The sequence below is a fragment of the Candidatus Nanopelagicus limnes genome (genome assembly GCF_002287885.2).
Lineage (GTDB): Bacteria > Actinomycetota > Actinomycetes > Nanopelagicales > Nanopelagicaceae > Nanopelagicus > Nanopelagicus limnae.
Genome location: NZ_CP016768.2, coordinates 851,744 through 875,699 on the forward strand (window position 1 = coordinate 851,744; position 23,956 = coordinate 875,699).

General features: G+C 40.5%; 26 protein-coding genes. 13 read left to right on the top strand and 13 right to left on the bottom strand.

Annotation, left to right across the window (positions count from 1 at the left end; translation table 11 throughout):
* Nucleotides 1-7: 7 nt before the first annotated feature.
* Entirely contained in the window at nucleotides 8-1,357 is a 1,350-nt protein-coding gene (dcm, locus tag B1s21122_RS04250) for a DNA (cytosine-5-)-methyltransferase (RefSeq protein ID WP_095680469.1), read from the bottom strand.
* A 72-nt stretch (nucleotides 1,358-1,429) separates the two neighbouring features.
* Between dcm and B1s21122_RS04255 the strand changes: the two genes are divergently transcribed.
* Nucleotides 1,430-2,182, top strand: a complete 753-nt coding sequence (locus B1s21122_RS04255) for an HNH endonuclease (protein ID WP_190278551.1) — start codon at nucleotides 1,430-1,432, stop codon at nucleotides 2,180-2,182.
* Here B1s21122_RS04255 and B1s21122_RS04260 read toward each other — a convergent pair.
* Both B1s21122_RS04260 and B1s21122_RS04265 read right to left on the bottom strand, forming a co-directional pair.
* A complete protein-coding gene (locus B1s21122_RS04260) occupies nucleotides 2,179-3,027 on the bottom strand; it encodes a hypothetical protein (RefSeq protein WP_095680467.1) in 849 nt (282 codons plus the stop codon). The two genes, B1s21122_RS04255 and B1s21122_RS04260, sit on opposite strands and share 4 nt — an antisense overlap.
* 165 nt (nucleotides 3,028-3,192) lie before the next feature.
* The gene (locus B1s21122_RS04265) at nucleotides 3,193-3,600 is read right to left on the bottom strand and encodes a DoxX family protein (RefSeq protein WP_095680466.1); all 408 of its coding nucleotides are present in this window, start codon (nucleotides 3,598-3,600) and stop codon (nucleotides 3,193-3,195) included.
* A gap of 70 nt (nucleotides 3,601-3,670) precedes the next feature.
* Between B1s21122_RS04265 and heR the strand changes: the two genes are divergently transcribed.
* Nucleotides 3,671-4,438 (top strand): heliorhodopsin HeR, encoded by a 768-nt coding sequence (heR, locus tag B1s21122_RS04270; protein WP_095680465.1) that lies wholly within the window; start codon nucleotides 3,671-3,673, stop codon nucleotides 4,436-4,438.
* Nucleotides 4,439-4,479: 41 nt separating this feature from the next.
* Nucleotides 4,480-4,917, top strand: a complete 438-nt coding sequence (locus B1s21122_RS04275) for a DUF4864 domain-containing protein (RefSeq protein ID WP_095680464.1) — start codon at nucleotides 4,480-4,482, stop codon at nucleotides 4,915-4,917.
* On the opposite strand, the gene B1s21122_RS04280 is transcribed toward B1s21122_RS04275, so the two are convergent.
* A complete protein-coding gene (locus B1s21122_RS04280; RefSeq protein ID WP_095680463.1) occupies nucleotides 4,897-5,631 on the bottom strand; it encodes a Type 1 glutamine amidotransferase-like domain-containing protein in 735 nt (244 codons plus the stop codon). The two genes, B1s21122_RS04275 and B1s21122_RS04280, sit on opposite strands and share 21 nt — an antisense overlap.
* Before the next feature lie 158 nt (nucleotides 5,632-5,789).
* Between B1s21122_RS04280 and B1s21122_RS04285 the strand changes: the two genes are divergently transcribed.
* Both B1s21122_RS04285 and B1s21122_RS06440 read left to right on the top strand, forming a co-directional pair.
* Entirely contained in the window at nucleotides 5,790-6,164 is a 375-nt protein-coding gene (locus B1s21122_RS04285; RefSeq protein WP_095680462.1) for a hypothetical protein, read from the top strand.
* Nucleotides 6,165-6,168: 4 nt separating this feature from the next.
* Nucleotides 6,169-6,297: a hypothetical protein gene (locus tag B1s21122_RS06440; RefSeq protein WP_257790226.1), complete on the top strand. Its 129-nt coding sequence runs from the start codon at nucleotides 6,169-6,171 to the stop codon at nucleotides 6,295-6,297.
* A gap of 1 nt (nucleotide 6,298) precedes the next feature.
* Here the strand turns inward: B1s21122_RS06440 and B1s21122_RS04290 are convergent, their stop codons facing one another.
* Nucleotides 6,299-6,793, bottom strand: a complete 495-nt coding sequence (locus tag B1s21122_RS04290; protein WP_095680461.1) for a phosphate-starvation-inducible PsiE family protein — start codon at nucleotides 6,791-6,793, stop codon at nucleotides 6,299-6,301.
* Nucleotides 6,794-6,890: 97 nt separating this feature from the next.
* Here B1s21122_RS04290 and B1s21122_RS04295 point away from each other — a divergent pair, with 97 nt between their 5' ends.
* Genes B1s21122_RS04295 through B1s21122_RS04305 form a run of 3 tightly spaced genes read left to right on the top strand, consistent with a single transcriptional unit; the run spans nucleotide 6,891 to nucleotide 9,719 of the window.
* The gene (locus B1s21122_RS04295) at nucleotides 6,891-7,910 is read left to right on the top strand and encodes a trans-3-hydroxy-L-proline dehydratase (RefSeq protein WP_095680460.1); all 1,020 of its coding nucleotides are present in this window, start codon (nucleotides 6,891-6,893) and stop codon (nucleotides 7,908-7,910) included.
* A gap of 37 nt (nucleotides 7,911-7,947) precedes the next feature.
* Complete coding sequence (locus B1s21122_RS04300; protein ID WP_095680459.1) at nucleotides 7,948-9,156, top strand: cysteine desulfurase-like protein; 1,209 nt, start codon at nucleotides 7,948-7,950, stop codon at nucleotides 9,154-9,156.
* A 5-nt stretch (nucleotides 9,157-9,161) separates the two neighbouring features.
* Nucleotides 9,162-9,719 carry a DUF4287 domain-containing protein gene (locus tag B1s21122_RS04305; protein ID WP_095680458.1) on the top strand — a complete coding sequence of 186 codons (558 nt, stop codon included), beginning with the start codon at nucleotides 9,162-9,164 and terminating at the stop codon, nucleotides 9,717-9,719.
* On the opposite strand, the gene B1s21122_RS04310 is transcribed toward B1s21122_RS04305, so the two are convergent.
* Nucleotides 9,711-10,304, bottom strand: coding sequence for a short chain dehydrogenase (locus tag B1s21122_RS04310; protein WP_095680457.1), 594 nt, complete (start codon nucleotides 10,302-10,304; stop codon nucleotides 9,711-9,713). The genes B1s21122_RS04305 and B1s21122_RS04310 overlap by 9 nt on opposite strands.
* A gap of 318 nt (nucleotides 10,305-10,622) precedes the next feature.
* Between B1s21122_RS04310 and B1s21122_RS04315 the strand changes: the two genes are divergently transcribed.
* On the top strand, nucleotides 10,623-12,182 hold the full coding sequence (locus B1s21122_RS04315) for an alkaline phosphatase PhoX (protein WP_095680456.1): 1,560 nt from the start codon (nucleotides 10,623-10,625) through the stop codon (nucleotides 12,180-12,182).
* A 166-nt stretch (nucleotides 12,183-12,348) separates the two neighbouring features.
* On the opposite strand, the gene B1s21122_RS04320 is transcribed toward B1s21122_RS04315, so the two are convergent.
* Complete coding sequence (locus tag B1s21122_RS04320; protein WP_095680455.1) at nucleotides 12,349-13,101, bottom strand: hypothetical protein; 753 nt, start codon at nucleotides 13,099-13,101, stop codon at nucleotides 12,349-12,351.
* 104 nt (nucleotides 13,102-13,205) lie between these two features.
* On the opposite strand from B1s21122_RS04320, the gene B1s21122_RS04325 reads away from it, so the two are divergent.
* From B1s21122_RS04325 to B1s21122_RS04340, 4 genes are read left to right on the top strand one after another with little or no spacing between them, the layout of a single operon-like run.
* On the top strand, nucleotides 13,206-13,583 hold the full coding sequence (locus B1s21122_RS04325) for a hypothetical protein (RefSeq protein WP_095680454.1): 378 nt from the start codon (nucleotides 13,206-13,208) through the stop codon (nucleotides 13,581-13,583).
* Nucleotides 13,584-13,604: 21 nt separating this feature from the next.
* Entirely contained in the window at nucleotides 13,605-13,739 is a 135-nt protein-coding gene (locus B1s21122_RS06470; protein WP_095680453.1) for a DUF2256 domain-containing protein, read from the top strand.
* Entirely contained in the window at nucleotides 13,736-15,208 is a 1,473-nt protein-coding gene (locus tag B1s21122_RS04335; RefSeq protein WP_095680452.1) for a cryptochrome/photolyase family protein, read from the top strand. Before B1s21122_RS06470 ends, B1s21122_RS04335 begins: the two co-directional genes overlap by 4 nt.
* Nucleotides 15,209-15,213: 5 nt before the next feature.
* Complete coding sequence (locus B1s21122_RS04340) at nucleotides 15,214-15,675, top strand: TspO/MBR family protein (protein ID WP_095680451.1); 462 nt, start codon at nucleotides 15,214-15,216, stop codon at nucleotides 15,673-15,675.
* Here B1s21122_RS04340 and B1s21122_RS04345 read toward each other — a convergent pair.
* The 6 genes from B1s21122_RS04345 to leuS all read right to left on the bottom strand — a co-directional run bounded on the left by B1s21122_RS04345 (nucleotide 15,668) and on the right by leuS (nucleotide 23,956).
* Nucleotides 15,668-18,988 carry a DNA polymerase III subunit alpha gene (locus B1s21122_RS04345; RefSeq protein WP_095680450.1) on the bottom strand — a complete coding sequence of 1,107 codons (3,321 nt, stop codon included), beginning with the start codon at nucleotides 18,986-18,988 and terminating at the stop codon, nucleotides 15,668-15,670. The genes B1s21122_RS04340 and B1s21122_RS04345 overlap by 8 nt on opposite strands.
* 2 nt (nucleotides 18,989-18,990) lie before the next feature.
* Nucleotides 18,991-19,254 (bottom strand): DUF6504 family protein, encoded by a 264-nt coding sequence (locus B1s21122_RS04350; RefSeq protein ID WP_223299041.1) that lies wholly within the window; start codon nucleotides 19,252-19,254, stop codon nucleotides 18,991-18,993.
* Nucleotides 19,255-19,367: 113 nt separating this feature from the next.
* Nucleotides 19,368-20,096, bottom strand: a complete 729-nt coding sequence (locus B1s21122_RS04355; RefSeq protein WP_095680448.1) for an SOS response-associated peptidase — start codon at nucleotides 20,094-20,096, stop codon at nucleotides 19,368-19,370.
* A 26-nt stretch (nucleotides 20,097-20,122) separates the two neighbouring features.
* Nucleotides 20,123-20,920 carry a UbiA family prenyltransferase gene (locus tag B1s21122_RS04360; RefSeq protein WP_095680447.1) on the bottom strand — a complete coding sequence of 266 codons (798 nt, stop codon included), beginning with the start codon at nucleotides 20,918-20,920 and terminating at the stop codon, nucleotides 20,123-20,125.
* A gap of 2 nt (nucleotides 20,921-20,922) precedes the next feature.
* On the bottom strand, nucleotides 20,923-21,447 hold the full coding sequence (locus B1s21122_RS04365) for a tetratricopeptide repeat protein (protein ID WP_095680446.1): 525 nt from the start codon (nucleotides 21,445-21,447) through the stop codon (nucleotides 20,923-20,925).
* 52 nt (nucleotides 21,448-21,499) lie between these two features.
* Complete coding sequence (gene leuS / locus B1s21122_RS04370) at nucleotides 21,500-23,956, bottom strand: leucine--tRNA ligase (protein WP_095680445.1); 2,457 nt, start codon at nucleotides 23,954-23,956, stop codon at nucleotides 21,500-21,502.

Sequence of the window (23,956 nt, forward strand, 5' to 3'; positions counted from 1 at the left end):
GAAACCTTTAAGAAATTTCTTTAATTTTTAATGGTTCTTTTGTTATTTTTGAATTGCTTTTCGGAGCCTTTCGCACAGATTTAAGTAACTCAGCATTTGTTTTAGAGAGTATCTCAGAATCTCGCTCGACAGCAGCTTTGATAACTTGATATACGGCGCTAACTGCTACTCCATTGCCCAATTGTTTATAACTTAATACATCACTTTGATTTCCAAATGAAAAGTTGTCACTAAGCCCTTGCAGTCTCGCAGCTTCTATTGGAGTAATTCTACGTTTATAAGGACCAATAATAGTTGTTTGCGTGATTGCAACGAGAGCTGGAACATAATTTGGTCGCTTAACTCTAATTCCAGATGGCCTGAAATGAATTAAGCCTTCCCATAGTGACTTCATATTCTGTGCCTGCCATTCAAGCTTCCGTTTAGAAGGATTAACTTGCCTTACCACCGGAAAATTAGAAAACCAGCTGTTTATAACTTTCTTATGTTCGTCATAGAACTGTTCATTTTTTGCCTCAAAATCTTTTTTCCAATCAGGTGCTTTTCTATCTTTTTCGTATATCGGCTTCTTTCCCCATAAGTCAGACCAGAGGGGAAACCCAGGCAAGCGCAGTCCTTCTCTGTGTGCGAGCATTTCCCGAACAAGATTATCCCAAGCATTTAATAATTCTATTTCATCATTTGTTATTCGATATTTCATTTTTATTGCAGGCGTATTTTCTTGTAATGGTAAATCTTTAAATAAATCCCACTCATCTGAATCCCATCTATCAAAATCTGTAGGAAACTTAAGTGGAGTATCATCATTTTTTAGTCGATGATTTTTTGATGGAAGTCTAGTTCCAACTATGAAAACTCTTTCTCTTGCTTGTGGGGTTCCTCCATAACTTGGCGGAATTTTGTGCGGTGAAACTACAAAAGGTTTTGATGAAACTCTGTAACCTAATGTTCTCAATTTTGCTATTATGTAATTCCATTCGTGCGCATGTCGAGGCCCTGCTATGTTGCGAACATTCTCAAGAACAACCATAGATGGCTTATGTTTTTCCAAAATATAAGCGATATCGTGAAAAAGTGAGCCCCTGTCTTCTTCCATGCCCAGTTGCTTCCCGCTCTTTGAAAAAGGTTGGCATGGAAATCCTGCGAATAGTACATCGTGCTTAGGAATTGATTTTTTTCGATTATTTCGAGTGAAGTCATGAATATTTCCGAGAGCTGGTTTCTCCCAGTTCAGTTCGTACACCGAAGCTGCCGCAGGATCTATTTCGTTTGCAAAAACACATTTCCAGTCAAAAGACGCGCCTGCTGCATGAAATCCGCCAATACCAGCAAATAAGTCTATGAAGGTTACGCTCATACGGATAACATATCGGTTACAGGAGACAATCTGCCGCAAATGACTCGATCCCTACCGACCAAAAATCAAATCATGAAGGAAATTACCGAGTTGCTTGGTCATTCAGAGATTGAAACCACTGTTGGCTCATCAATACCCAGCGTGTTTTTTTCAGATATTGCTGCTGCAATGGGACTTCCAATTACTAGCGGAATGCCATCGATGGCCAAGCGAATAATTGAAAATGCAGGATTAGTTTGGATGCCAGAATTTTCAAGTGAAAATGCGCCCTCTGGCGGAGGTGGCACAGTAACAACTCTTGGCTTGATCCAGATAAAGAACGCAGTTTTAATCTGGCTGGGTCATGATTCACAAGGCATTCCAGATCAGTATTTAGACTGGGAACCGGATCCGAAGTGGAAAGAAAAACGTAGCAAATTACCTCGGAATTTAACGGAAGTAATTGAAAGGCCAGATGCAAATGAATTTCGAAAATATGTACTTGGTATTTACAACAATACGTGTGCCGTTAGTAAATTTACCGCGACGCAAGCCATCGAAGTAGCTCATATTGTTCCCTATTATGGAACTGAAAGTGATCATATAGAAAATGTGATTCCACTAAGAACTGATCTTCACAAACTTTTTGATAAGGGATTGTTAAATATAATTTATAGCGACAGAGACAAAAAATATAAAGTGAAAGTACACGACACTATCAAAAATGATTATGGAAATTTGCATGAGACAGAATTGAGTCTACCGAGCGATGAAAACTTCACTCCAAGTAGATTTGCTCTAAACGAGCATCAAGAATTATTCAAGCATTTATGGCAAGTCATTTAAACTGTTAGATGCAAATGTTCGGGGAACCATTGATCAGGTAAAACCGTAGCCAAATATCCCCAATGATCTTCAAAATACGCTGCAATGGTGCCGCTGTGAGTCAATCTTAGCCGCCCACCATTTGGTTTTCGTGCAATTAAAAGTGCTCCAATACTTTCTGAATTTTGGGGATTTACTTCACTGAGCAACTCATCCGTTTTACGATTACGTATCTGGCCAGTTAAATGCAAAACATATGAATATTCCAAGAATTCACTATCTATTAGTGTTCCAACAGTTAACTCATCTTTTGAAATAACTTTATTAAGTGTTTCGACAATTTGCGATGGCGCTAGCGATTCAGCTTCAGGCATTGCAGCATCTTCATTTTGAGCAATATCTGGTATCACACCATCTAATCTGCTCAACAAAAAATCACACTCCAATTTAAGTCCTAAATTCAACTTAACTCCTATGGGGTAAATATTCAAGATCAAGGTTTTAAGGTGCTCACTTGTGTACTTCGAATTATGATGGACCCAATCATTTCTATCATCTAAAATTATTTGAAGCCTATTAAAAAAAGCCACAGAATCCTTCATTTCGATCAAACTTTTTATCGGTTTTCTCAAAGGTGACGTGCTAACGCGCAGTAACTCCTTCAATAAATTTGATGGATCAATAAAATTATAATTAGCGTATACAAGATTAGATTTTCTGTAAGTTGTTAACCAGTCACTACCATCACTTTTTTCTAATGATGCGTCAATAAATTTGAATAAATCAACTCCTAATAAATTTATCAAAGCGACCCCAGTTTGATGGACCTGTTCTTCTTGATGGAGATCGGGAATTGCTAGTCGCATTTAATAACTCATTTCGCTAAAGACGCAATTATAGTTGGCAACTGAGAATTATTCAAAGAGTGCTGGTTGTGTATTTTGAATCTTTTTAGCACTTCTTCGTCGAAAAGTTGCCAATCGCAGGTCACCTCTTGTTAGAGCACTTTCTAAGTTACTTGAAAAACTTAGTTAGCCTTTCTTTCTTATCTCTACCCCACTTGCCCAGAGCGCCCAGATCACCAGCAAGGGCTGGAAGAATAATCTGATTAATCGCTTTTGATCTGTATCTAAGCCAAAGGCATCAATGTTATTTACATACTGATTTATATTTCCTGGAAAGATAAGAATGAAAAATATAGCAACCACAATGCCAACCTTTTTGCGGTATTGAGTGAAAATAAAGGTAGTAGTAATTAAAGAGATACCTAAAGTGATCTCAACTATGCCGGAGGCAACAACGACAAAATCAGCGTTTAATGGCAACCAAGTTGGTACTTGGGCTAGAAACTCTGTGCGATTTGATCCAAGGTGGGAGATGCCTGCTGAGGTGAGAAATGCGCCTAATGCGATAGATGCGATTCGTTTTATGACCAACATAGGAACAATTAAACCCTACAAATGCTTAGGCCTCCCCAAAACTTGGCTGCCTCTAAAGTAATCTTTAATTATGAGTAAACAAATAACAGCTTCATCATTACGGAAAGTAAATATCTACGCAGCCATCTTGCACGCAGTGCAGATGATTATTGTCTTGGCCTTAAGTAGTGATTTCTCGCTACCAATTAATGCAACCTATATGTCAGGCCCACCAGGAAGTACTTATGCCCCTCCTGTTACCTTATTTGAAACCCCAGTTGGCTTAACTGTGGCAATCTTCTTAGGGCTTTCATCTTTAGCTCACATCATTGTTGCCTCCCCTAAGTTTTTCCCAAGGTATTCAGCAGGATTAGCAGCCCAACGTAATTACTTCAGATGGGTTGAGTATTCAATTAGCTCATCAGTAATGATTGTCTTAATTGCTCAGGTAACTGGAGTTGCAGATATCACCGCGATTATTTCCATCTTTGGTGTGAATGCTTCAATGATTTTATTTGGCTGGTTGCAGGAGAAGTATGAGAACCCAGGAAGTGGTGGCTGGCTGCCATACATCTTTGGTTGCATAACTGGAATCATTCCTTGGCTAGCACTTTGCTTTTATGTATTTGGCATAGGAGGCGCTTCTGAGACAAAGGCGCCAGCATTTGTCTATGTCATCGTGCTAACCATCTTTTTGTTCTTTAACTCATTCGCACTTGTGCAATTTTTGCAATACAAAAAGGTTGGTAAGTGGAGTGATTACCTACGTGGTGAGGCGACCTATATAACCTTATCCCTGGTTGCTAAGTCCGCTCTTGCTTGGCAGATCTTTGCCAACACATTGATACCACCTGCTTAATAAGTAAAAAATTTACCTGCGCAGATAACGAGGAAAGATTTATGAAGATATATCTACCTCTTATCTGCGCATTACTTCTTTCAGGCTGTGCTACTTCTTCACCCCTTTCGCAATTAAGTGAAGGTGATTGCACAAAATCACAGCAATTATTAATTAAAGATCATGTTTCTGGCCAAATTGATGCCATCGCTGATCAAAATTGGCAAAAGGCCTACTCCTTTGCAGCCAAATCATTTCAGGAATCAATTGGACTAGAACGGTTTACTCAAATCATTTCAGAGCAGTATGTTTTATTAATTACCAATAAGGGTTACACCTTTGATAGTTGTGAAATAGTAGGAGAACAACTTGTGCAAAAGATTACGGTAAGTGGAGCTAAGGATGATTTTCGAATGACTTATCGCTTAACTTTTGAAGAAGAACGTTTAGGAGTAGTAGCAGCAGCTGTTACCCAAGTTTCAGAGGATCTGGCTACCTAACTTCACAAACTCACCTGCCTGATGTTGACCAGGTGCTTCTCCTTTTATTATGTGTAATTTGCCTCTACCCCAAACCTGCCAATCTTGGCCTATTCGTTTAACAACTGCTGTGTCCTCATCAATGCCAATTAAAACTTCATCCCCTTGTAAATCAAGTAATACCTTGGCTGCTGAATCTGGAATCCATTTAAAAAACTTATCAAAATGAGGAATTACTCTTACATCCTTTAACAAGCCAAAACCTTTTGTTGGCTCACTCCTACTTAATCTAAAGTGAGGAATCTGATCACTTAAAACCATCGCACCTGCGCTGCAGCCAGATAGTGAGCCCCCTGATTGCCAATTTTTTAATATTAAATCCCATGCAAGTGTGTCACGCAAAGTATTTGCTAAGTAATGCGGATCCCCACCTGATAAGTAAATTAATGCTGCATCTGAAATCGTTTTAAGTAACTCTGGGTTATTCGCATCCTCCCGTGTGAAGATTGGCAGAAAACTTTGAGTAACTCCTAGATTTTGCGCCGCTTCAGCGCCCAACTGCTGCCAGTAATTAATTCGATGATCACTTTCTTGGGCTGCTGCTGTTGGAATTTGTAAGTAAATTGGTTTCTTACCATTTGCTAATCCATCCTTAATTAAGGATCCTTCAAACTCCATCATCTGGGACAGATACTCACCAGAGCCAACTAGGGCAAGTGAGCCGTATTCATTCATTGTGGCTAAATTCTATTCAACCCACCGCTTTGGTGGGTGAATTCACCTGCAATTTACGCACCTTGCCAGTAAAGATCCCTAATACGGCTGTATATTTCCTCATTACAATCACCAAAAACTGGTGGTTTTTTCGAGAGTAGTAATTGGAGAGAAAATAAATGACTGAGAAAGATTTAATTAATCTTTGGAATCAAATGCGTATGCAGATCATCGTGGCTCAACTTGCGCCATCTCTAGTTTTAATTGGTGTATTTGTATTAGCAGGCATGGATAAGTTTGCAATGGCATCAGATGGCACCAAGTATCTAGCAGTTGGTGTTGCAGCAGTAACTGGTATCTTGGCAATCATCTCCCAATACGCAGCAGTGCGTGAGGGTGAAGCATTAGTTGAAGATCTTACAAAAGCTGCTGGAAAATCAGCATTGGGTAAGAAAATCTCTGAGTCACGCGGCCTACTTTCAATCTCAGCCTCAGCCATCACTGGCTTTGGAATTGCAACATTTGCATTAGTAGTCTGGGCGGTTCTAGGCTAAATATATGGAGATTGGAATTGTATTAACGGCAGCCTTTGCTGCCGTTGTGCTCTTTTTTATCTTTAAATATGAATCAAATCGTAAAAAAAATCCACCTCGGTTAACTGGCCGAGGTGGAGATTTTGAAAGCTAAATTACTTTTGGCCTCTAAGGGCTGATTTAGATAAGAAAAAGGCAAAGACTAAAGCAACAACGATGCCGGCATTTAGCCCCATCTCATAAATAGCACGATTAAATGCCTGATCACTCTTTCCTGATTCTAAGGTTAGGGATGCACCGACGGTTAGAATATGTCGAACCGCAGCAATTACGCCAATGATTAAAAACTTATCTAATTGATAAACACCATCAGTAAAGCGTGAGATTACTGTGCGAAGTATTTCTAAAATAATAACAATAAATAAAATGTCATTAACACCTTGAATCATGCCATTTGGGAAAAAGGGCGCAGTTTCAAATAATCTTTTAATGCTAAAAAAGAATGCGCCAATACCGATACCAAGAAGTGCGATGGCAAGAACAGCGTGAAAGATATCCTCAATAAAATCAACATACTTAAGTGGCAGAACTGAGGTCTCGACCTTACTTGCCTCAGATATGGCAACTGGCTTACTTGTTGTTTTCTTCATCCACTAACCATAAACCCAGTTGAGTAATTGGGATAGATCGACTTACCTTTTGTATTTTGATCTTCTATATGAGATACCCAACACTTATGATCACCCCATGAGGATTGAGGTTGTTAGCGCCCATGCCGAAGGTGAGGTTGGGGATGTAATCATTGGCGGGGTTGATCAGATACCGGGAGAGACAATCTGGGAGCAATCTCGATTTATTGCTAAAGATCAATCATTACGTAAATTTATTTTAAATGAACCACGTGGTGGAGTTTTTAGGCATGTAAACCTTTTAGTTAAACCAACTGATCCTGCAGCTGATGTGGCATTCATAATCATGGAGCCAGAGGACACTCCCCCAATGTCTGGCTCGAACTCAATTTGTGTAGCAACAGTGGTACTTGAAACTGGAATTGTGAAGATGATTGAGCCGGTAACAGAGTTAGTAATGCAAGCACCGGGCGGCCTGGTTTATGTGAGCGCCAAGTGTAAAGATGGAAAAGTTACTCAAGTAAAGGTAAAAAATGTTGCATCCTTTGCTGGCCTACTTGATCAAAAACTAGAGGTAAAAGGTGTTGGCACATTAACGGTTGACACCGCCTTTGGTGGGGATAGCTTTGTAATTGTTGATTCAACTCAGCTAGGTTTTCAAATTAAGCCAGATGAGGCAGCAGATTTAGCAAAGATAGGTATGAAGATTACAGCGAGCGCTAATGAGCAATTAAAGTTCATCCATCCAACAAATCCTGATTGGAGGCACTTCTCCTTTACCCAGATTGCAAAGCCAATCTTTTATGAAAATGGCATTGCAATAAGTAAAAATGCGGTGGCAATTCAACCTGGAAAGATTGATCGCTCCCCTACTGGAACTGGATGTTCTGCCCGCTTGGCACTCCTTCATCACAAGGGAGAGTTAAAGGTGGGAGATGAAATGATTGGCAGATCCATTATTGATTCCCAATTCTTCTGCCGGATTGAGGATGAGGTTTTAATTGGGGATAAGAAAGGCATTACGCCTTCGGTTGCAGGACAAGCTTGGATTACCGGAAATCATGTCCACACCCTTGATCCAACAGATCCATGGCCACTTGGTTATAAATTAAGTGATACCTGGCCTAATAAGTTATAACTTACTCAACCCTTAAATACTTCGATACGCTAGGCATATGAGTTATCAAGTAGAGCGAATTAGAAAAGATTTCCCCTCCCTTGATACCGGCCTTGCCTACTTTGATGGTCCTGGTGGATCTCAAGTTCCAAAAGTTGTAGGGGACGCGATAGCAAAGGCAATCACCCAACCATCATCTAACAGAGGAACTACAACTGAGTCTGAGCAAAACGCTGAAGATTGTGTTGTTGGATATCGAAGCGCTGTTGCAGACCTTCTAAATTGTGATCCAAAGGGTGTTGTTTATGGCAGAAGTTGGACTCAATTAACTTATGACTTCTCAAGAACCTTAGCTAAAAGCTGGGGGGCGGGAGATGAAATAATTGTTTCTCAATTAGATCATGATTCAAATATCAGGCCCTGGGTTCAGGCAGCAGAAGCAAAAGGTGCAACGGTTAAGTGGGCAAAAGTAAATACCCAAACCTCTGAGCTTGATACATCAAGTGTTACTGATCTACTAACTCCTAAAACAAAGTTTGTTGCGGTAACTGGTGCTTCAAATACCTTGGGAACAAAGCCTGATCTTGCAGCCATTGGCAAAGCGGTTAAGGCAAATGGGTCACTCTTTTTAGTAGATGGTGTGCACCTAACACCACACGCAGTAATTGATTTTAAAAATATGCCAGCTGACTTTTATGGCTTCTCCTCTTATAAAATCCTTGGACCACATTGCGCCTCCTTCGTTGCAGACCCCGCACTCCTTGAAACATTAAGTAATGACAAATTACTGCCTTCAACCATGGTTGTTCCTGAACGCTTTGAGTTTGGCACCCTGCCTTATGAGTTAATGGCAGGAGTTAGCGCCTCCATTGATTACCTAACTACATTAGATGATCAAGTGAGTGGCTCAAGACGTGAGCGATTGGTTAAATCTCTTAATTCACTAGAAGAGTATGAGCAATCACTCTTTGATTACATGGTTAAAGCTTTAAATAATCTGCCAGGAATTACCATCTACTCAAAGGCAAAGCATCACACACCAACTGCCTATTTTAATTTCAAGGGGGTGGATGCTGCAGATCTTTACAAGTTCATGGCTACAAAGAAGGTAAATCTGCCCGCTCATAACTTCTACGCACTTGAAGTTTCTAGAGCCTTAGGTTTAGGAGATACCGGCGCAGTTAGAGCAGGTCTTGCTCCTTACTCAACTAAGGATGATGTTGATCGCTTAATTTCTGGCTTAGAAGAGTACTTATCAAAAAAGTAATTTAGATGGCAATAACAAATACTGATCGCACTTCTTACTTTCCGTTAATTGAAAAACGCTATGGCGAGAAGATGAGTTACTGGTATGCGGTAATGAAAAAGCTTGAGGGCAAGAAATACCCAGAGCAGATCGCCCACTTGAAAGAGAATTACGGCTTCTCCCAAGCCCATGCCAACGCACTTGTTATGTATTCAAGAGGATCAAAATCAGCAGCCAGGTTTTCTTCCGTTTCTGATTACTACAAGTCATTAGATCCAAAGCAGGCAAAGTTAGTAAAGGCAATCTTTGCTGCGATAAAGAAAAAACACCCTAAGTTAACTTTGGTAATCGCTTGGAATCAACCAATGCTAAAAAGTGGTGAGAAGTATGTATTTGGCGTATCCACATCAAAAAATCATATTTCAATTGCGCCTTGGAGTGAGAAGGTATTAAAGAAATTTGCCCCTGAATTTAAGGAGTATCGAGTTACTAAAAAGACAATTGCACTTCCTAATGATTGGAAGGTAGATCAGAAATTACTTTGCGATATGGTCGCTGCTGGAGTTAAAGAAAAATCAATCTAATTTATAGATCTGACCAGTCTGCTTTCCTAAAATAGATTTCACGTAGGCATCGGCCACAGATTGGGCGCCCACCTGGTGGTAGCCAGGAAATGATGCGTGGTAACTAGTGGCTTCAACTAATACATTTGGGCTAACTGTATTAATTCGCAATCCTCTTGGCAGATCAATGGCAGCAGCTAATGTGAAGGATTCAATTGCGCCATTTGCTAAGGCTGCAACTGAGCCAGATGGAATTGGATCCCTTGCTAATACCCCGGTCATAAGTGTGAATGAGCCATTATCATTTAAGAAGTTAATACCTGCTCTTACCAATTCAACTTGGCCTAATGCTTTATCTTTAAATCCCGTTAAGTAATCTTCATAGGTTAGCTCTGCTACTGGTTTAAACGCCACCTTGCCAATACAGGAAGCAACAGCATCAACCTTGCCCACCTTTTCATACATCGCCTTAATTGAGGCAGGATCTTTAACATCTACTGGGATCTGGGTAGTTCTAGAGACGCCAATTACTGTGCCATGTTTGCTTAATGTTTTTGCCACATAGGAGCCGATAAGGCCAGTTGAGCCAACTACTAAAAATTTCATAAATACTCCCTAGGTGAAGCTGAGTTGATAAGCCTAACCAAATCACCTCAAATTGGGTAGTTATTCACCTGTTATTTACAAAGGCTGATGATTGTTAGTTATTACAAACATTAGGTGAACGCTGTGCGCTTTTATCTTCATCAAGAGTTTGAGCAGTGATAAGAAAAAAACAGCACTTAGTTAACTTGGCAAGAGTTAACTCACCTCAACTTCCCTTCTGGTGATTAGCAAATCACTTGAATTAATTTATTTAAAAACTACTCAAGATAAGGGTGATAAATCATTAAACTATCAAAGAATCTCAGATTTAAATCAGTATTGATAATCTCAACGCTTTCACTATTTTCAACAATTTTGCCAGCAAATGCAGCTGCTGGCATTACCTATATGGAGCCAGTAGCAAGTGGAGTAAGCCTTGATCCATTTGCTACCGCAGGTGATTCAGTCGGTGGCTATCTAATTGGTGGCATCCCAGATGGCATGGGTGTTATTCCAGTTAATGGCAAGCTTCGTGTATTAACAAATCATGAGTGGAGCAATTCAAATCCAATTGCAGCAGCTCGTGCTTCAACAGCTGGCATGACAACTGCCTCATATGTGAGTGAAATGCATTATGACTTAAAGAAGAAAACAGTTGTTGCTGGTAAAGATTTTATGGAGTGGATTGAATGGTATGACTACCAGGATAATAAATTTGGTGTTGTGCCAACTGCGCCAGCTGGTGCAGCCTTGGTTGACCAGTACGGTTCACAAGCTCACTCATATCTAATTAACCGCTTCTGTTCTTCAACTTTGGCAGATGCTGGTGAGTTTTATAACAAGAAGACAGGCGCTGGATACAAAGGTGCTGTTTATCTAACTGGTGAAGAAGGCGGAGATGAATCTCGCGGCTTTGCTGGAAATCAAGATGGTCAGTTTGTTCAGGTTCCTGGCTTTGGTTTAGCTGCTTGGGAAACTTTTGTTAACGCACCAACTACCTCAAATGCCACAGTAGTAATGGGTAATGAGGATGGCGCAGCAACTGATAGCCAACTATTTATGTATGCCGGCACCAAGACAAAAACTGGTGAGTGGTATGAAAAAGCAGGCCTTACAAACGGCAAGCTTTATGTGATGGCAAGTGATGTGTTAAATGACAACGCTTTCCGCGCTAAGTATGCCAAGGGCGTTCCAGCTCCTGCATCATTTAAGGAGATTGACTATAAGCAAAATGGTAAGTTACAAAATGATAAAGCTCGTGAATTGGGAATGACCCTAGCTCGAGTTGAAGATGGTCATTTTGATCCTAACAAGCCTAATGATTACTACTTCGTAACGACTGAATCAAATAAGGATCCAAAGGCAACTGCTCCAAATCCTGCAACTCCAACTGTTACCCGTGACGGTGGCGCACTTTGGAGATTACGGTTTGTTGATGTTAACAATCCAAACAAGGGTGCAAGTTTGACTATGTTGTTAGATGGATCTGAGGAACCATACCTATCAAAGCCAGATAACATCGTGGTCGATGATGCTGGAAATGTCTTGATTCAAGAAGATCCAGGTAATAACGCACACATTGCACGAGTTGTTTCCTATCGAATTTCAGATGGAAAATTAGCAACTATTGCAAAATTTAAAGATACCTACTTTAACTCAGCAAACACAACAACCTTTATCACTCAAGATGAAGAGTCAAGTGGAATTGTTGATGTTACTTCATACCTTCGAACTGGTAAGAGTGATAAGGCTAAGTACTACATGATGGTTGCACAGATTCACGCAACTCCTGCTAAATCACGTCCAGATCTAAATCCAGCACCAGCTGATATTGCAAATGCAATAGAGGGTGGTCAGTGGTATGTAATGAAGATCAATGATTGGAGCAGTATCTACTAAAAGAAAAATAACTTTAGGGCCATATCTGATCAACCCTAAAAAGATTACTCTTTCCTAGGGAGTAATCATTTAAAAACCCTAAGGTAGGGACCCCTTCCACCTACCTTAGGGTTTTTCCTTAAGCACAATTAGTTCCATAAAAGAGCCTAGGTATTTACAGAGTCTGTCAGCCAACAAGTGCTTGAGTAATTAAGCCACTTTTAATCGTAACGGTTACTCGATCTAATCGATAATCTCTTGTGAGGGCAAACATCTGATCATCTTCTTGGCCAATTCGATACTGCCAACCTAAGTTTGTAGCGCAGTTTTGCGCACTCTCTTTTTTCATTCCAACTAAGCTTTCAGCATAAGCTTGCAAGATCATTGGCTCACCCATTGGTTTATCCCAATCAGGACAGGTGGCAGATGTTAACACTTCACCAAAGGTTTCCTTACTTCCGACCGCAACTGTAATTGCCGCTTTTGCCTTTGATTGCAATGTGAATTTGTAGATTCCATCAACTGCAGTTTGAGAAAATCTTGCTAAATACAGGTAATTGGTTTTGCCATATGTCTCATAGAATCTACTACGTTCAGTAAATTTGATTACTGTTTTTTTGCCAGATGGATCAGTAATTGTGGCAACTGGTAATTTGTTGTTTGCTAACTTATTTTCGGGCGCTCTATCCATTATTAGGTACTCAAAATTTACTAACTCACCTGCCTTTAGTGACGCACGAAAACCTTGGGTTTGATTTGCCTTAGTAAAATTTGCTCTGATCGCAAAAGAGATAGTGCCATCAACCAAGATTGGACCCTTATCGGGATTTGAATTTGCATTTGTTAGTGAGACTGGTTGGTGGGCAATAGCTGGGCTTAAATTTACGCCAACAAATACAAAAGCAAGGAGTGAACCAACTACTTTGCTCTTGATGCTCATTTGGAGATTAAACCACAGTAAGTTTAAAAATTTGTGTGAGATAGGGCTGTATAAATCTTAAATAGGGCATTGCCATTACCAATCTGCAGGCGTAGGTTTGCCATATGTACCAACACGGAGTTAAACAAACCTTAAAGGCAGGAAGTGCTGTCTTTGGAGCTTCGGCGATCTTTCTTCTTATCGCACCCAAACTTTTCTTAGATCTGCTAGATCTAGAAAGTAATGATCAGATGGTTTGGTCAATGCGAATGATTGCGATCACTTTATTTGCCTTAGCTGGAAATATGTGGCAAAACTCAAAGCTAACTAATAACGCCGCAGCGTTAAAGTTTGTTGGAAGAGTTATGTTCTTAGCAGCTGCATCCCTTGGCTTTTTAACAATCTTTATTCCCTCAACCCTTACCCCCTTTGCAATTGGATATGCAGTGATCGGCTTTGGCTTTGCCATTTCCTATCTGATCAATCTCATCAAAAAACCTTAACCAAACCCCTACCATTGGCCTATGCGGGCTAAGATAAAAAATGGTTTTAAACCAAAGGTTTGTGTTACCTGCAACTTAGAGTTTGAGTGGCGCAAAAAGTGGGCAAAAAATTGGGAGAATGTTAAGTACTGCTCCAAAAAATGTGGTGGTAAGTGAAGCGCATTATCTATGTCAGCCATGATCAATTAAATGCAAAGTACGGCGCGCTAAAAGGAGCTGATCCAAAAGAGGATCTAATTGTTTTGGTTGAGAGCGCCCGAATGCTCACCCCAGAGTTTGGTAGCAAGGTAAGGCTTTATTTTTTGTTATCGAGCGCTGCCCACTTTGTTAAATCATTACAAGATGATGGCTATACCGTTATTTATCAAAAAGGCGCCACCACAGTTGATGGTTTAAATGAGGTGCAGGAGAAGTACCCAGGCCTACCAATAATTGCTGCTACTCCATCCTCCTTTAGATTAAAACAATCACTATCTGATTTTGGCGTTACCTTCGTTGAAAATGATTTCTTCCTTACTCCCCGTGCATTATTTGATCAATGGGCAGGTGGGCAAAAGAGTTATCTAATGGAAACTTTTTATCGCGCCCAGCGGCTTCGATTAAATGTTTTAGTTGAAGATTCAAAGCCGGTAGGAGGAGCGTGGAATTTTGATAAGGAGAACCGCTCACCACTTCCAAAAGGTTATGAATTTCCGCCCTACCTTGAACACAAGATCGATGAGATTGATATCAAGATTGCAGCAGAGCTTGGCATTAAGCCAGTAAGCAGCTGGGCAACTACAAGGGACGGTGCTAAAAAAGCTTTAAAGAACTTCCTTGATAATCACTTTGCTCAGTTTGGTCCATATGAGGATGCAATGACTGTTGATAATTGGGCGCTGCACCATTCACTACTTTCACCCTATATAAATAACGGCTTACTACACCCATCTGAAGTTTTAGATGCTGCCATTAAAAGATTTGAAAAAGGTGATATTCCAATCGCCTCTGCTGAAGGCTTTATTAGGCAGATTATTGGCTGGCGGGAGTATGTAAATGGAATGTATTGGTATTTGGGGCAAGATTACAAAGAGTTAAATCACCTAAATGCAAGGATGAAATTGCTTCCTCTATTTGAGGATTCAAGTAAGACAAAAATGAATTGCATTAAAAGTAATTTAGAGGATATTCAAACCCGCGGTTGGGTTCACCATATCCCCCGACTTATGTTGCTGAGTAATTTAGCTCTTATTACTGGCACTAATCCACAAGAGTTTCTAGCTTGGATGAGGCGAGTATTTATTGATGCTACCGACTGGGTAATGGTGCCAAATGTAATTGGTATGGGTGTGCATGCTGATAATGGTGTGATGATGACAAAGCCATATGCAGCAGGTGGTGCTTATATTTCTAAGATGAGTAATTACTGCAAAGGATGTGTTTATGATCCAAAACTTAGAACTGGGGATAATGCCTGCCCCTTCACAACCTTGTATTGGGATTTCCTGGATCGAAACCAGGAGGAGTTTGTCGGAAATCACCGGATGGCCCAGCAATTATTTGGAATTAAAAGATTAAAGGATATGCCAGAGGTTAGAAAAAGAGCGCAAGAGGTCTTAGCTGGATTAGGTAAGGGTCTAATCTAATCACTATGAAAACATTACTTTCAGTAATTGGTGTTGGCCTTGTTTTTGTCTATGTAATTGGTTCAGGGCTTTGGGTGAACACCGGTGATGGTTGGTATCGCTCACTTAATCAACCAAGTTGGCAGCCACCTGATTTCATCTTTGGTTTAATCTGGCCATATAACTTTATTATTTTAGGCTTTGCCAGTGTTTATGTGGCAAATAGATTAAGTACTGCAAATGCCATTATTTACCTTTCAATTTTCGCACTCTCTGTTGCTTGCGCACTCACCTGGGCTTTTCAGTTCTATCGACCACATAATTTATATGCTGCATCCATTGCACTTTGCTTTGTAGCGCTTTTAACCCTGCCAATGCTTTACTTTATCTATCAAGCATCAATTCCATTATTTTTTGCAGTAATTCCATACCAACTCTGGGTAATTACTGCTAGTTATTTAAGCACTACCTACGCCCGTCTTAATTAGTACTACCCACCATCGCACTTTGCTCTTTAAGCCATTTTTCATATAACTCATCAAGGCTCCAAGCAGCAGATGCTCTAATTGATACTCCCCTTGCCCCAGTTCTTCTAACCACACCCTTTGCCACAATTAAATTGTTCCCCTTAATGATGTGGGCATAACTTTGTTGGGCATCTTCAAAAAAGCTTAGATCACTACAACCAAAGCCATCATCTAAGGTTAAAAACAAGACTCGTTTGCCACTTCTAATTGGCGGTGATTGCAGCGCCACCTTCACACCAACTACTAATACCTCTTGATTTGATCTCACCTTTATTAGCTCACTTGATTTACAAACATTAAGTGCATCTAAAAAGGGTGCGTATTGTTTAAGTAGATGCTCAGTAATATCAATACCTAGGTTTTGTAATTCACTACCAATCTGCTCACTTTTTGTAATATCTGGAAGTCCTAAGCTATCTATCTCACCTGGGGATAAGGCAAGGGATAATTGACCACTTATAGCTTTGCCAGCATTTAATTGTTTTAACTCAGATAAATGAACATAGAGATCTCGCCGATTTAATTTGCTTCCCTTTTTAATTCCATGAAGTAAATCAAAGGCGCCGATCTCAACTAAAATTTGGGTAGTTGGCCAATGAGCACCTGATCGATAGGTGAAATCCGCTAGATCGGTATAGGGCCGGTTTTTGATAATTGATTTGATCTCAAGTACAGATATTCCTGCAATATCTGCCAGAGATACTCTGATTCCATAACCGCTAGCATTTGGCAGAGTTAATTTCTCACCACTACTTTTTGTATTTAGCGCGGTATAGAGGTACTTATCTTTTTCACTTACTACCTTCTCCACCCGATAAGTAGCATCTGATTTATTTATATCAACTGGCAAGATTTTAATTCCCCACTGCCTTGCCTCATCAATTATTAATCGCTTTGGATACATCCCAGGTTCATGAGTTAAAACTGCAGCTAAAAATGCTGCGGTGTGATGAGTTTTTAAATAAGCAGATTGATAGGTAGTCATTGCAAAGGCGCAGGCGTGTGCTTTACAAAATCCAAAGGAGGCAAAATCTCGCAAGATCTGCCAGGTGTAATCAACAACTGATTTTGAGTAACCACGTTTTGCTGCTCTTTGATAAAACCAATCACAAACCTCTTGGGCCCCTTCTTTGCTTCCCATATTTCGGCGCATCTGATCGGCGGCGCCAAAGGTTGCCCCAGTCATCTTGGAAATGATTTCAATTACCTGCTCATGAAAGACCACTACTCCTTTAGTTTGCTCAAGGATCGGTGCTAAATCATCATGAATTAAGTTCGCACTTACCGCGCCAGTTCTAGCATTTAAAAAGGGTGTGATCATCTCAGATTTAATTGGACCTGGCCGAAAGAGTGAGATGCCAATTACTAAATCATTAAATTGATCAGGAACTAACTTGCCAACTAACTCCCGCTGTCCTGGACTTTCCACCTGAAATAAACCTAAAGTTCTAGTTGATTTAATTAAATCAAAGGTTAGCTTGTCATCTAAGGCGATTTTATTTATATCTAAGCTCTCATCCTCACTCTGACTTATCTCTTTGATTGTGTAAGCGATGGCAGATTGCATTCGAACCCCCAATACATCTAGCTTTAAAAAGCCAAGTGATTCCACATCATCCTTATCAAAGGAGAGCATTGGGTAATTGCTTTGATTAATTGAAACGGGTGAAAAATCTAACAATCTGTTATCTGAGATCACTACCGCGCATGGATGCATCGATAGATGACGAGGCAGCTTATCTAGCCGCATTGCTAAGTTAATAGTTGCCTTAATTAATGGGGATGAAAGATCTAGCCTTCTTAACTCTGGTAATTGATTTATTGCATTGCCAATATTTCTAGCACTGACATGTGGCATAGATTTTGCCAATAGATCAATCTGGGTTCGATCAGCCCCCAGAGCGTTTCCGGCATCTCTAATTGCATGGCGAGCGCGGTATCGCTCCACCATCGAAACTGTGGCGCACCGACTTTGATTATTAACCTTTGCCCAATCACTTTCGCCATATCTTTTAAAGATTAAGTCATAGATTTCATACCTTCGATCTGACTCCACATCAATATCAATATCAGGTAATTCATTTCGCTCTAGCGAACAAAACCGCTCCATCAGTAAGCCATTACTAATTGGATCAACCTCAGAGATACCAAGTAGGTGACAGGTAAGGGAACCGGCGGCGCTTCCCCTAGCTGCAACTCTGATGCCAAGTGATCTTGCTGAATCAACAATGCCAGCGACGGTTAGAAAGTAGGAGGTAAAACCTAATTGGCCAATTGTGTTTATCTCTTGTTCTAACCTGCTGGCTGCAACCTTCTTTAAATCATTTGGATAGTAGTAATCAATCTTTGCTGCCGCCTTTTGTTCTAGTTGAGTCAATAACTGCGCCTGATTACTTGCGTTAAACAAGGTTGGCTCTGGCAGGTGCACGCCGCCAAGGCCTATCTCACCTCGTGGCTTTAATTCACAGCTTTGCGCAATATCTAAGGTGGTTTTTATCAATTGATGACCACCGGAAAGTCCTGCCTGAATTGATATCTGATCAGCTAATTCAAACATCTGCTCGCTATCTTTTAAATAAGCCTCGCCATTGCTTCGCTCAATACTGGCATCACTAATTAGCGATAGCTTTCGACTGGCATCTAGTAGATCTGCCACCGGTCCATCTGATCGATCTAAAAACCTAACTGAGTTGGTAATTACTGCCGGTATTTGGTGCTTATTTGCAAAGGTTAAGGATTTAGCTGCATTTGAGGTTGATCTTAAATTTCCCACCCGCTCCTGATGGCTAACACACTCAATTACTACCTGATCAAAATGACTCTTTGCTAGCTGGTAGATACTTAATGCTGAACCTTCCTTTCTTGCGATTAGATTATTGATTAATTGAGATTGTGGTCCTATTAATGCGATTAGATCAGATGAGTACTGATTAAACCTTTCTAGTAGCTCAACAGTTAATACTCCATCACTAGTATTGGTATTTATGGCGGTTACTAATCGATATAAAGAGGATAATTTGCCACTTCTTGCTAGCAGGGTTAGCCGTGATTGTTTTTGAATAAAACCAATATTGATTCCAAGAATTGGGGTAATGCCATAGCTCTCACAACTTTGGGCAAATCTAACTGCGCCAGCTAGATTATCAATATCAGTTAATGCCAGGCTACTCATATTTAATTGCGCAGCTCTTGCCACTAATTGATCTGGATGATTAACCCCATACTTAAAGGAGTAGTTAGAGCAGGCAGATAGATGAGTAAATGCTTTAACCATTTTTATTTGCTTCTAGAGCTTGGCCTGATCTGCCAAGAGTTATTACCTTGATTAAACTCGATCTCAAAGGTGGTAAGTGCGCCAATTGGCGCAGCCTCCACCTGCCAATACTTACTTACCTCTTCCTTAATTTGATCTGAGTTAATTTCCTGCCACCAAGAGCTACTTTGTAGCCAGCTATTTAATACCTCACTGATATGAAAGCGTACGCCTTGATAAATAAACTCAACAGGTTGCCCACTTTGAGTAGTCAGGCAGATTTTCACCCCCTGGTTTTGGCTTGGATTACCCCTTGATTTGTGTTCGAACATTTGTTCGATAAGATACTAAACCCCACCGACAGTGGCAAGTGGGGCTACTTAGCGCAGAAGAGTTGAGGTTAAAAAAGAGTTTCCGAAGGCGCCAGCTCTATTTGTGCTGCCAATTGCGCGCCAGTATTTCTTGCATTATTAACCTCATCGGCAACTGGCCAAAAGGTTAAGCCAGCATCTGGAGTTTCTATCTCAATCATCTTTAAATACTCACCTATTTCTTGCGGTGATAGAGATTTATTGCTTAGCCAGGTGCTCCATAAACTCTTTGGCAAGATCACCGGCATCCGGTGGTGAATTGGTTTTAATATCCCAGCAACCTCTCTAGTAATAATGGCTGCGGTGGTAATGGGAGAAGATGTTTGGGGATTAATCCACTCCTCATAAATTCCAGCGATTGCAATAGAGCTTTTATCTTTGTTTGAAATATAAAAAGGCTGCTTTGGTTTGTATGCACCAAGTTCAGTTGCCCATTCATAATATCCAGTTGCTGGGATTAAACATCTTCTAGATTTAAAGGCGCTCTTAAAGGTTGGCTTTTCGGCAATTGATTCCACTCTGGCGTTAATTGCATTTGATTGGCGAGAGGCATCTTTTGCCCAAGATGGGATTAATCCCCACCGGCCCATATGAATCTGCCGACTGTCCCCTGCTTGATTATCGGATGCTATAAATGGAATTGGTGTGGTTGGTGAGATATTCCAGTTACTTGGGGTGAGCGCCACATTGGCATTACCAGCAGCGAACTCAAGTGCTAAATCTTCCCCTGAAATATTTAAGGCATATCTTCCACACATGAGCTAATTCTATCTTCCTATTTAATTTAAACTGAAATACTGCCAATCTGCGCCCCAGCTGCCTCAAGCAATAAAATTACATCAACAATTGCAGTAATCATTAAAACTTTAAAGATCCATTTTTTAGTCGATATTGAAGTCAAAACCGAGCCAAGCAGGCCAACTATAAGCAGAAGCTGATTGGGATTAGCATTGTTAAGAGTTAGGGTTAAAGTTATAAGTAAAACGCCACAAATAATCCTTGAATTTTTCTTTCCCAAACGTTGCGGTAAACCCTTTATTCCTGAGGCCAAATCTTGGTCTAAATCCTTAAGCACATTAGCAAAGTGAGCCGCAACACCAAGTATTGCCCCGGCAGCAATCAACCAGATAGGCACGGCTTGATCAGTCGCAATAACTATTGATGAAACTAGGGCTGCAAAAGCAAGCGCATATGGCAGTGGTGAAAGCAAAGTTGATTTGAAGTAGAAGTTATATGCCACACCCATGCCAACTCCAAATAGGTAAAGGCTGCCTCCCTTAAAACCAAGCGGGCCAAATAAATTAAAGACTAAAGCCATTGGGGCAACTATTTTGATTGCTAGTTTTAATTTTTTGGTACTTAATTGTCCACTTACTAATGGTTTATTTACCCGGTTATGTTTTAAATCATCTTGATAATCATTTAAGTCATTAGACCAGCCGACAAGTAATTGACCTAGAAAGACGCCAAAAGCAATAACGTATGCTGGGCCTTCCCACCATAAGGAAACAGCGAGTAAGAATGAAACAAGTGTTACCGCGAAAGTTGGACCAAAATGGCTGGCTCGCAGCAAAGAAAGCAAGATTACTTGTTACCAATCGCCTTCTTTAGGTCTATGTACTCCTCACAATTAACTCCACACAAACTCTTTAACTTCGCTAGATTCTTCTTTGCATCACTTGTTTTTTTGGTCAGCATGAATAGTTCTCCTTGATACTCCAAGGCACCTAAATGTTTGGGATCAATCTTTAGCGCTTTTGCATAATAGGTAGCAGCGGGCTTGTATTGCTTTAAATTTCTCGCGCTATACCCAAGTAAGTTATTGATATCAGCGTTATTTGGGAAAGTTTTATCAGCTGCCTGCAGGGCAGTTAATGCTGCTGAAAAATTTTTCGCCTCAATTAAAGTCCTGACCTTGGTTAATTCTGTATTTACATTTTTAGCTGCCACCGATGGAGTTGGTGTTGCACTTGCTACTGGAGTTGGAGTTGTCTTTGCTGGAGTAGGCACTGCGCTCACAACTGGCGCAGGAGTTGGATCACTACGATCTGCCGCATTGGCAGTTGGCATGCCCATTATTAAAATTGAGAGAATCGCTAATTTTTTCATAAGTGAATTTTAGCCAGTGGAAAGGTTAAAAGGATAGAAAAAGTAGTGTTATTTAAACTACAAAATTGACTAGTTTAGGCGCAACAGTAATTACTTTACTTACTGTTAACCCGGCGATAGCCGACTTTATCTCTGGGTTTTCTTTCGCCAATTTTTCTAACTCCTCTTTTGAAATATTAGGTGATACCTCAATTCGATCTTTGATTTTGCCATTAACTTGCAAGATCGCAATTACATTATCAACACCCAACAATGACTTATCAATTACTGGCCAGCCAGCATTTGCGATCGCTGGTTTATGGCCAAGTTTTTCCCACATATCTTCAGCGGTGTATGGGGCAACTAGTGAAAGAGCAATTGCAATTGTCTCAGCTGACTCACGCACTGCAGGATCTGCTGGACCGCACCCCGAATCAATCGCTTTTCTAGTGGCATTCACCAATTCCATGATTCTGGCAATTACAACATTGAATCTAAATGATTCAACTGCTAACTCAATTTCAGAAAGTGATTTATGAATTGCTTTTCGAAGCTCAATATCACCACTCTTAAAATCAACACCTGGCTTGCTGCTTACATCCTGACTAATTCTCCAAGCACGATTTAAAAACTTTAACGATCCAGCCGGTGACACATCAGACCAATCAATATCATCCTCAGGAGGTGCGGCAAATACCATCGATACTCTGATTGCATCCACGCCATGTTTATCTAACTCATCTGATAATTTCACAAGGTTGCCCCGGCTCTTACTCATTGCCGAGCCATCCATCAATACCATTCCTTGATTTAAAAGACGAGTAAATGGTTCATTAAAGTTTAATAAGCCCATGTCATTTAAAACTTTGGTGAAAAAGCGTGAGTATAAAAGGTGCAAGATCGCATGGGTTACACCACCAACATATTGATCAACTGGCAGCCACGTTTCAACTGATTTCTTATCAAAAGCCTTCTCATGGTTATTTACTGAGGTGTAACGAAGGAAATACCAAGATGAATCAACAAATGTATCCATTGTGTCCGCATCCCGTTTGGCAGGTGCGTTGCACTTAGGACAGGCAACATTTACCCAATCAGATGCTGCGCCCAATGGAGATGTTCCCTTTGGTTTTAAATCCAATCCTTTTGCGTCAGGTAATTCAACTGGTAATTGTGATTCTGGGACTGGCACTAAACCGCAACTATCACAGTGAATAATTGGAATAGGAGTTCCCCAGAAACGTTGGCGTGAAATTAACCAATCTCGAAGGCGATAATTCTTTGTAGCTTTACCAAGTTTTTTACCCTCAAGCTCAGTAATAATTTTACTTATCGCCTCATCCTTTGCTAATCCTGAGATAGATCCTGAGTTGATAACCTTGCCATCACCATCGGTGGCAACGCCTGAGGTATTTGGATCTTCAAGTCCAGTATCAATAACTACTCGCACTGGTAGCTTCATTGCTTTAGCAAAATCTAAATCTCGTTGATCATGGGCTGGAACAGCCATGATTGCGCCAGTTCCATAATCAGCTAAGACATAATCAGATGCCCAAATTGGAATCTTCTCACCATTTACTGGATTAATTGCATAACTATTTAAGAAGACACCACTCTTCACCCGATCTGTTGCAAGGCGATCAATATCAGAGGCGGCTTTAACACTTTCAACATACTTCTTAAACTCTGCCTCAACAGAGCTACCGGCAACTAATTTCGCCGCTAACTCAGAATCTGCTGCCAACACCATAAAAGTTGCGCCATATAAAGTATCTGGTCTAGTTGTGTAAACAGTGATGCTTTGATCAGATCCATCAACTTCAAAATCGACCTGCGCGCCCGTTGATCGTCCAATCCAATTGCGCTGCATTAACAAAACTTTCTCAGGCCACTTGCCTTCTAACTGCTGCATGTCATCAAGTAAGCGATCTGCATAATCTGTAATCTTTAAATACCACTGATTTAACTTCTTCTTTGTTACAGCGCTATCACACCGCTCGCAAAGACCGGCAACAACTTGTTCATTTGCTAATACCGTTTGGCAATCAGGACACCAATTAACCGCTGAGTCTTTTCGGTATGCCAAGCCTTTTTCAAACATCTTAAGAAATAGCCATTGATTCCATTTGTAATACTCAGGATCACAGGTGTGAAGGGTTCGATCCCAATCAAATGAGCAGGCATACCTACGCATTGAAGCTTTTTGAACATCAATATTTTCATAAGTCCAAGCTCTTGGATCTGCATCTCGTTTGATAGCAGCATTTTCCGCTGGTAATCCAAATGCATCCCAACCAATTGGGTGCATGACATTAAAACCTTTTTGAATCCAATACCTTGCGATTACATCACCTAACGCATAAGCCTCAGCATGTCCCATGTGTAAATCACCTGATGGGTAAGGAAACATATCCAATACATATTTCTTTGGACGCTTGTCATCATCTTTGCCAGATTTAAATGGCGCTAATTTGTCCCAAATTGGCAGCCACTTATCCTGCACCGCCTTGAAGTCATACGCCTCATGCAT

What these genes read in the sequence shown, in the direction of transcription:
- B1s21122_RS04260 (WP_095680467.1), bottom strand. Translation starts at nt 3,027, where the DNA reads ATGCGACTAGCAATTCCCGATCTCCATCAAGAAGAACAGGTCCATCAA.
- B1s21122_RS04255 (WP_190278551.1), top strand. Translation starts at nt 1,430, where the DNA reads ATGAAGGAAATTACCGAGTTGCTTGGTCATTCAGAGATTGAAACCACT.
- B1s21122_RS04265 (WP_095680466.1), bottom strand. Translation starts at nt 3,600, where the DNA reads ATGTTGGTCATAAAACGAATCGCATCTATCGCATTAGGCGCATTTCTC.
- B1s21122_RS04305 (WP_095680458.1), top strand. Translation starts at nt 9,162, where the DNA reads ATGGCAATAACAAATACTGATCGCACTTCTTACTTTCCGTTAATTGAA.
- B1s21122_RS04280 (WP_095680463.1), bottom strand. Translation starts at nt 5,631, where the DNA reads ATGAATGAATACGGCTCACTTGCCCTAGTTGGCTCTGGTGAGTATCTG.
- B1s21122_RS06440 (WP_257790226.1), top strand. Translation starts at nt 6,169, where the DNA reads ATGGAGATTGGAATTGTATTAACGGCAGCCTTTGCTGCCGTTGTGCTC.
- B1s21122_RS04295 (WP_095680460.1), top strand. Translation starts at nt 6,891, where the DNA reads ATGAGGATTGAGGTTGTTAGCGCCCATGCCGAAGGTGAGGTTGGGGAT.
- B1s21122_RS06470 (WP_095680453.1), top strand. Translation starts at nt 13,605, where the DNA reads ATGCGGGCTAAGATAAAAAATGGTTTTAAACCAAAGGTTTGTGTTACC.
- B1s21122_RS04365 (WP_095680446.1), bottom strand. Translation starts at nt 21,447, where the DNA reads ATGAAAAAATTAGCGATTCTCTCAATTTTAATAATGGGCATGCCAACT.
- B1s21122_RS04285 (WP_095680462.1), top strand. Translation starts at nt 5,790, where the DNA reads ATGACTGAGAAAGATTTAATTAATCTTTGGAATCAAATGCGTATGCAG.
- B1s21122_RS04310 (WP_095680457.1), bottom strand. Translation starts at nt 10,304, where the DNA reads ATGAAATTTTTAGTAGTTGGCTCAACTGGCCTTATCGGCTCCTATGTG.
- B1s21122_RS04320 (WP_095680455.1), bottom strand. Translation starts at nt 13,101, where the DNA reads ATGAGCATCAAGAGCAAAGTAGTTGGTTCACTCCTTGCTTTTGTATTT.
- B1s21122_RS04290 (WP_095680461.1), bottom strand. Translation starts at nt 6,793, where the DNA reads ATGAAGAAAACAACAAGTAAGCCAGTTGCCATATCTGAGGCAAGTAAG.
- B1s21122_RS04325 (WP_095680454.1), top strand. Translation starts at nt 13,206, where the DNA reads ATGTACCAACACGGAGTTAAACAAACCTTAAAGGCAGGAAGTGCTGTC.
- B1s21122_RS04340 (WP_095680451.1), top strand. Translation starts at nt 15,214, where the DNA reads ATGAAAACATTACTTTCAGTAATTGGTGTTGGCCTTGTTTTTGTCTAT.
- B1s21122_RS04275 (WP_095680464.1), top strand. Translation starts at nt 4,480, where the DNA reads ATGAAGATATATCTACCTCTTATCTGCGCATTACTTCTTTCAGGCTGT.
- B1s21122_RS04300 (WP_095680459.1), top strand. Translation starts at nt 7,948, where the DNA reads ATGAGTTATCAAGTAGAGCGAATTAGAAAAGATTTCCCCTCCCTTGAT.
- B1s21122_RS04355 (WP_095680448.1), bottom strand. Translation starts at nt 20,096, where the DNA reads ATGTGTGGAAGATATGCCTTAAATATTTCAGGGGAAGATTTAGCACTT.
- leuS (WP_095680445.1), bottom strand. Translation starts at nt 23,956, where the DNA reads ATGCATGAGGCGTATGACTTCAAGGCGGTGCAGGATAAGTGGCTGCCA.
- B1s21122_RS04345 (WP_095680450.1), bottom strand. Translation starts at nt 18,988, where the DNA reads ATGGTTAAAGCATTTACTCATCTATCTGCCTGCTCTAACTACTCCTTT.
- dcm (WP_095680469.1), bottom strand. Translation starts at nt 1,357, where the DNA reads ATGAGCGTAACCTTCATAGACTTATTTGCTGGTATTGGCGGATTTCAT.
- heR (WP_095680465.1), top strand. Translation starts at nt 3,671, where the DNA reads ATGAGTAAACAAATAACAGCTTCATCATTACGGAAAGTAAATATCTAC.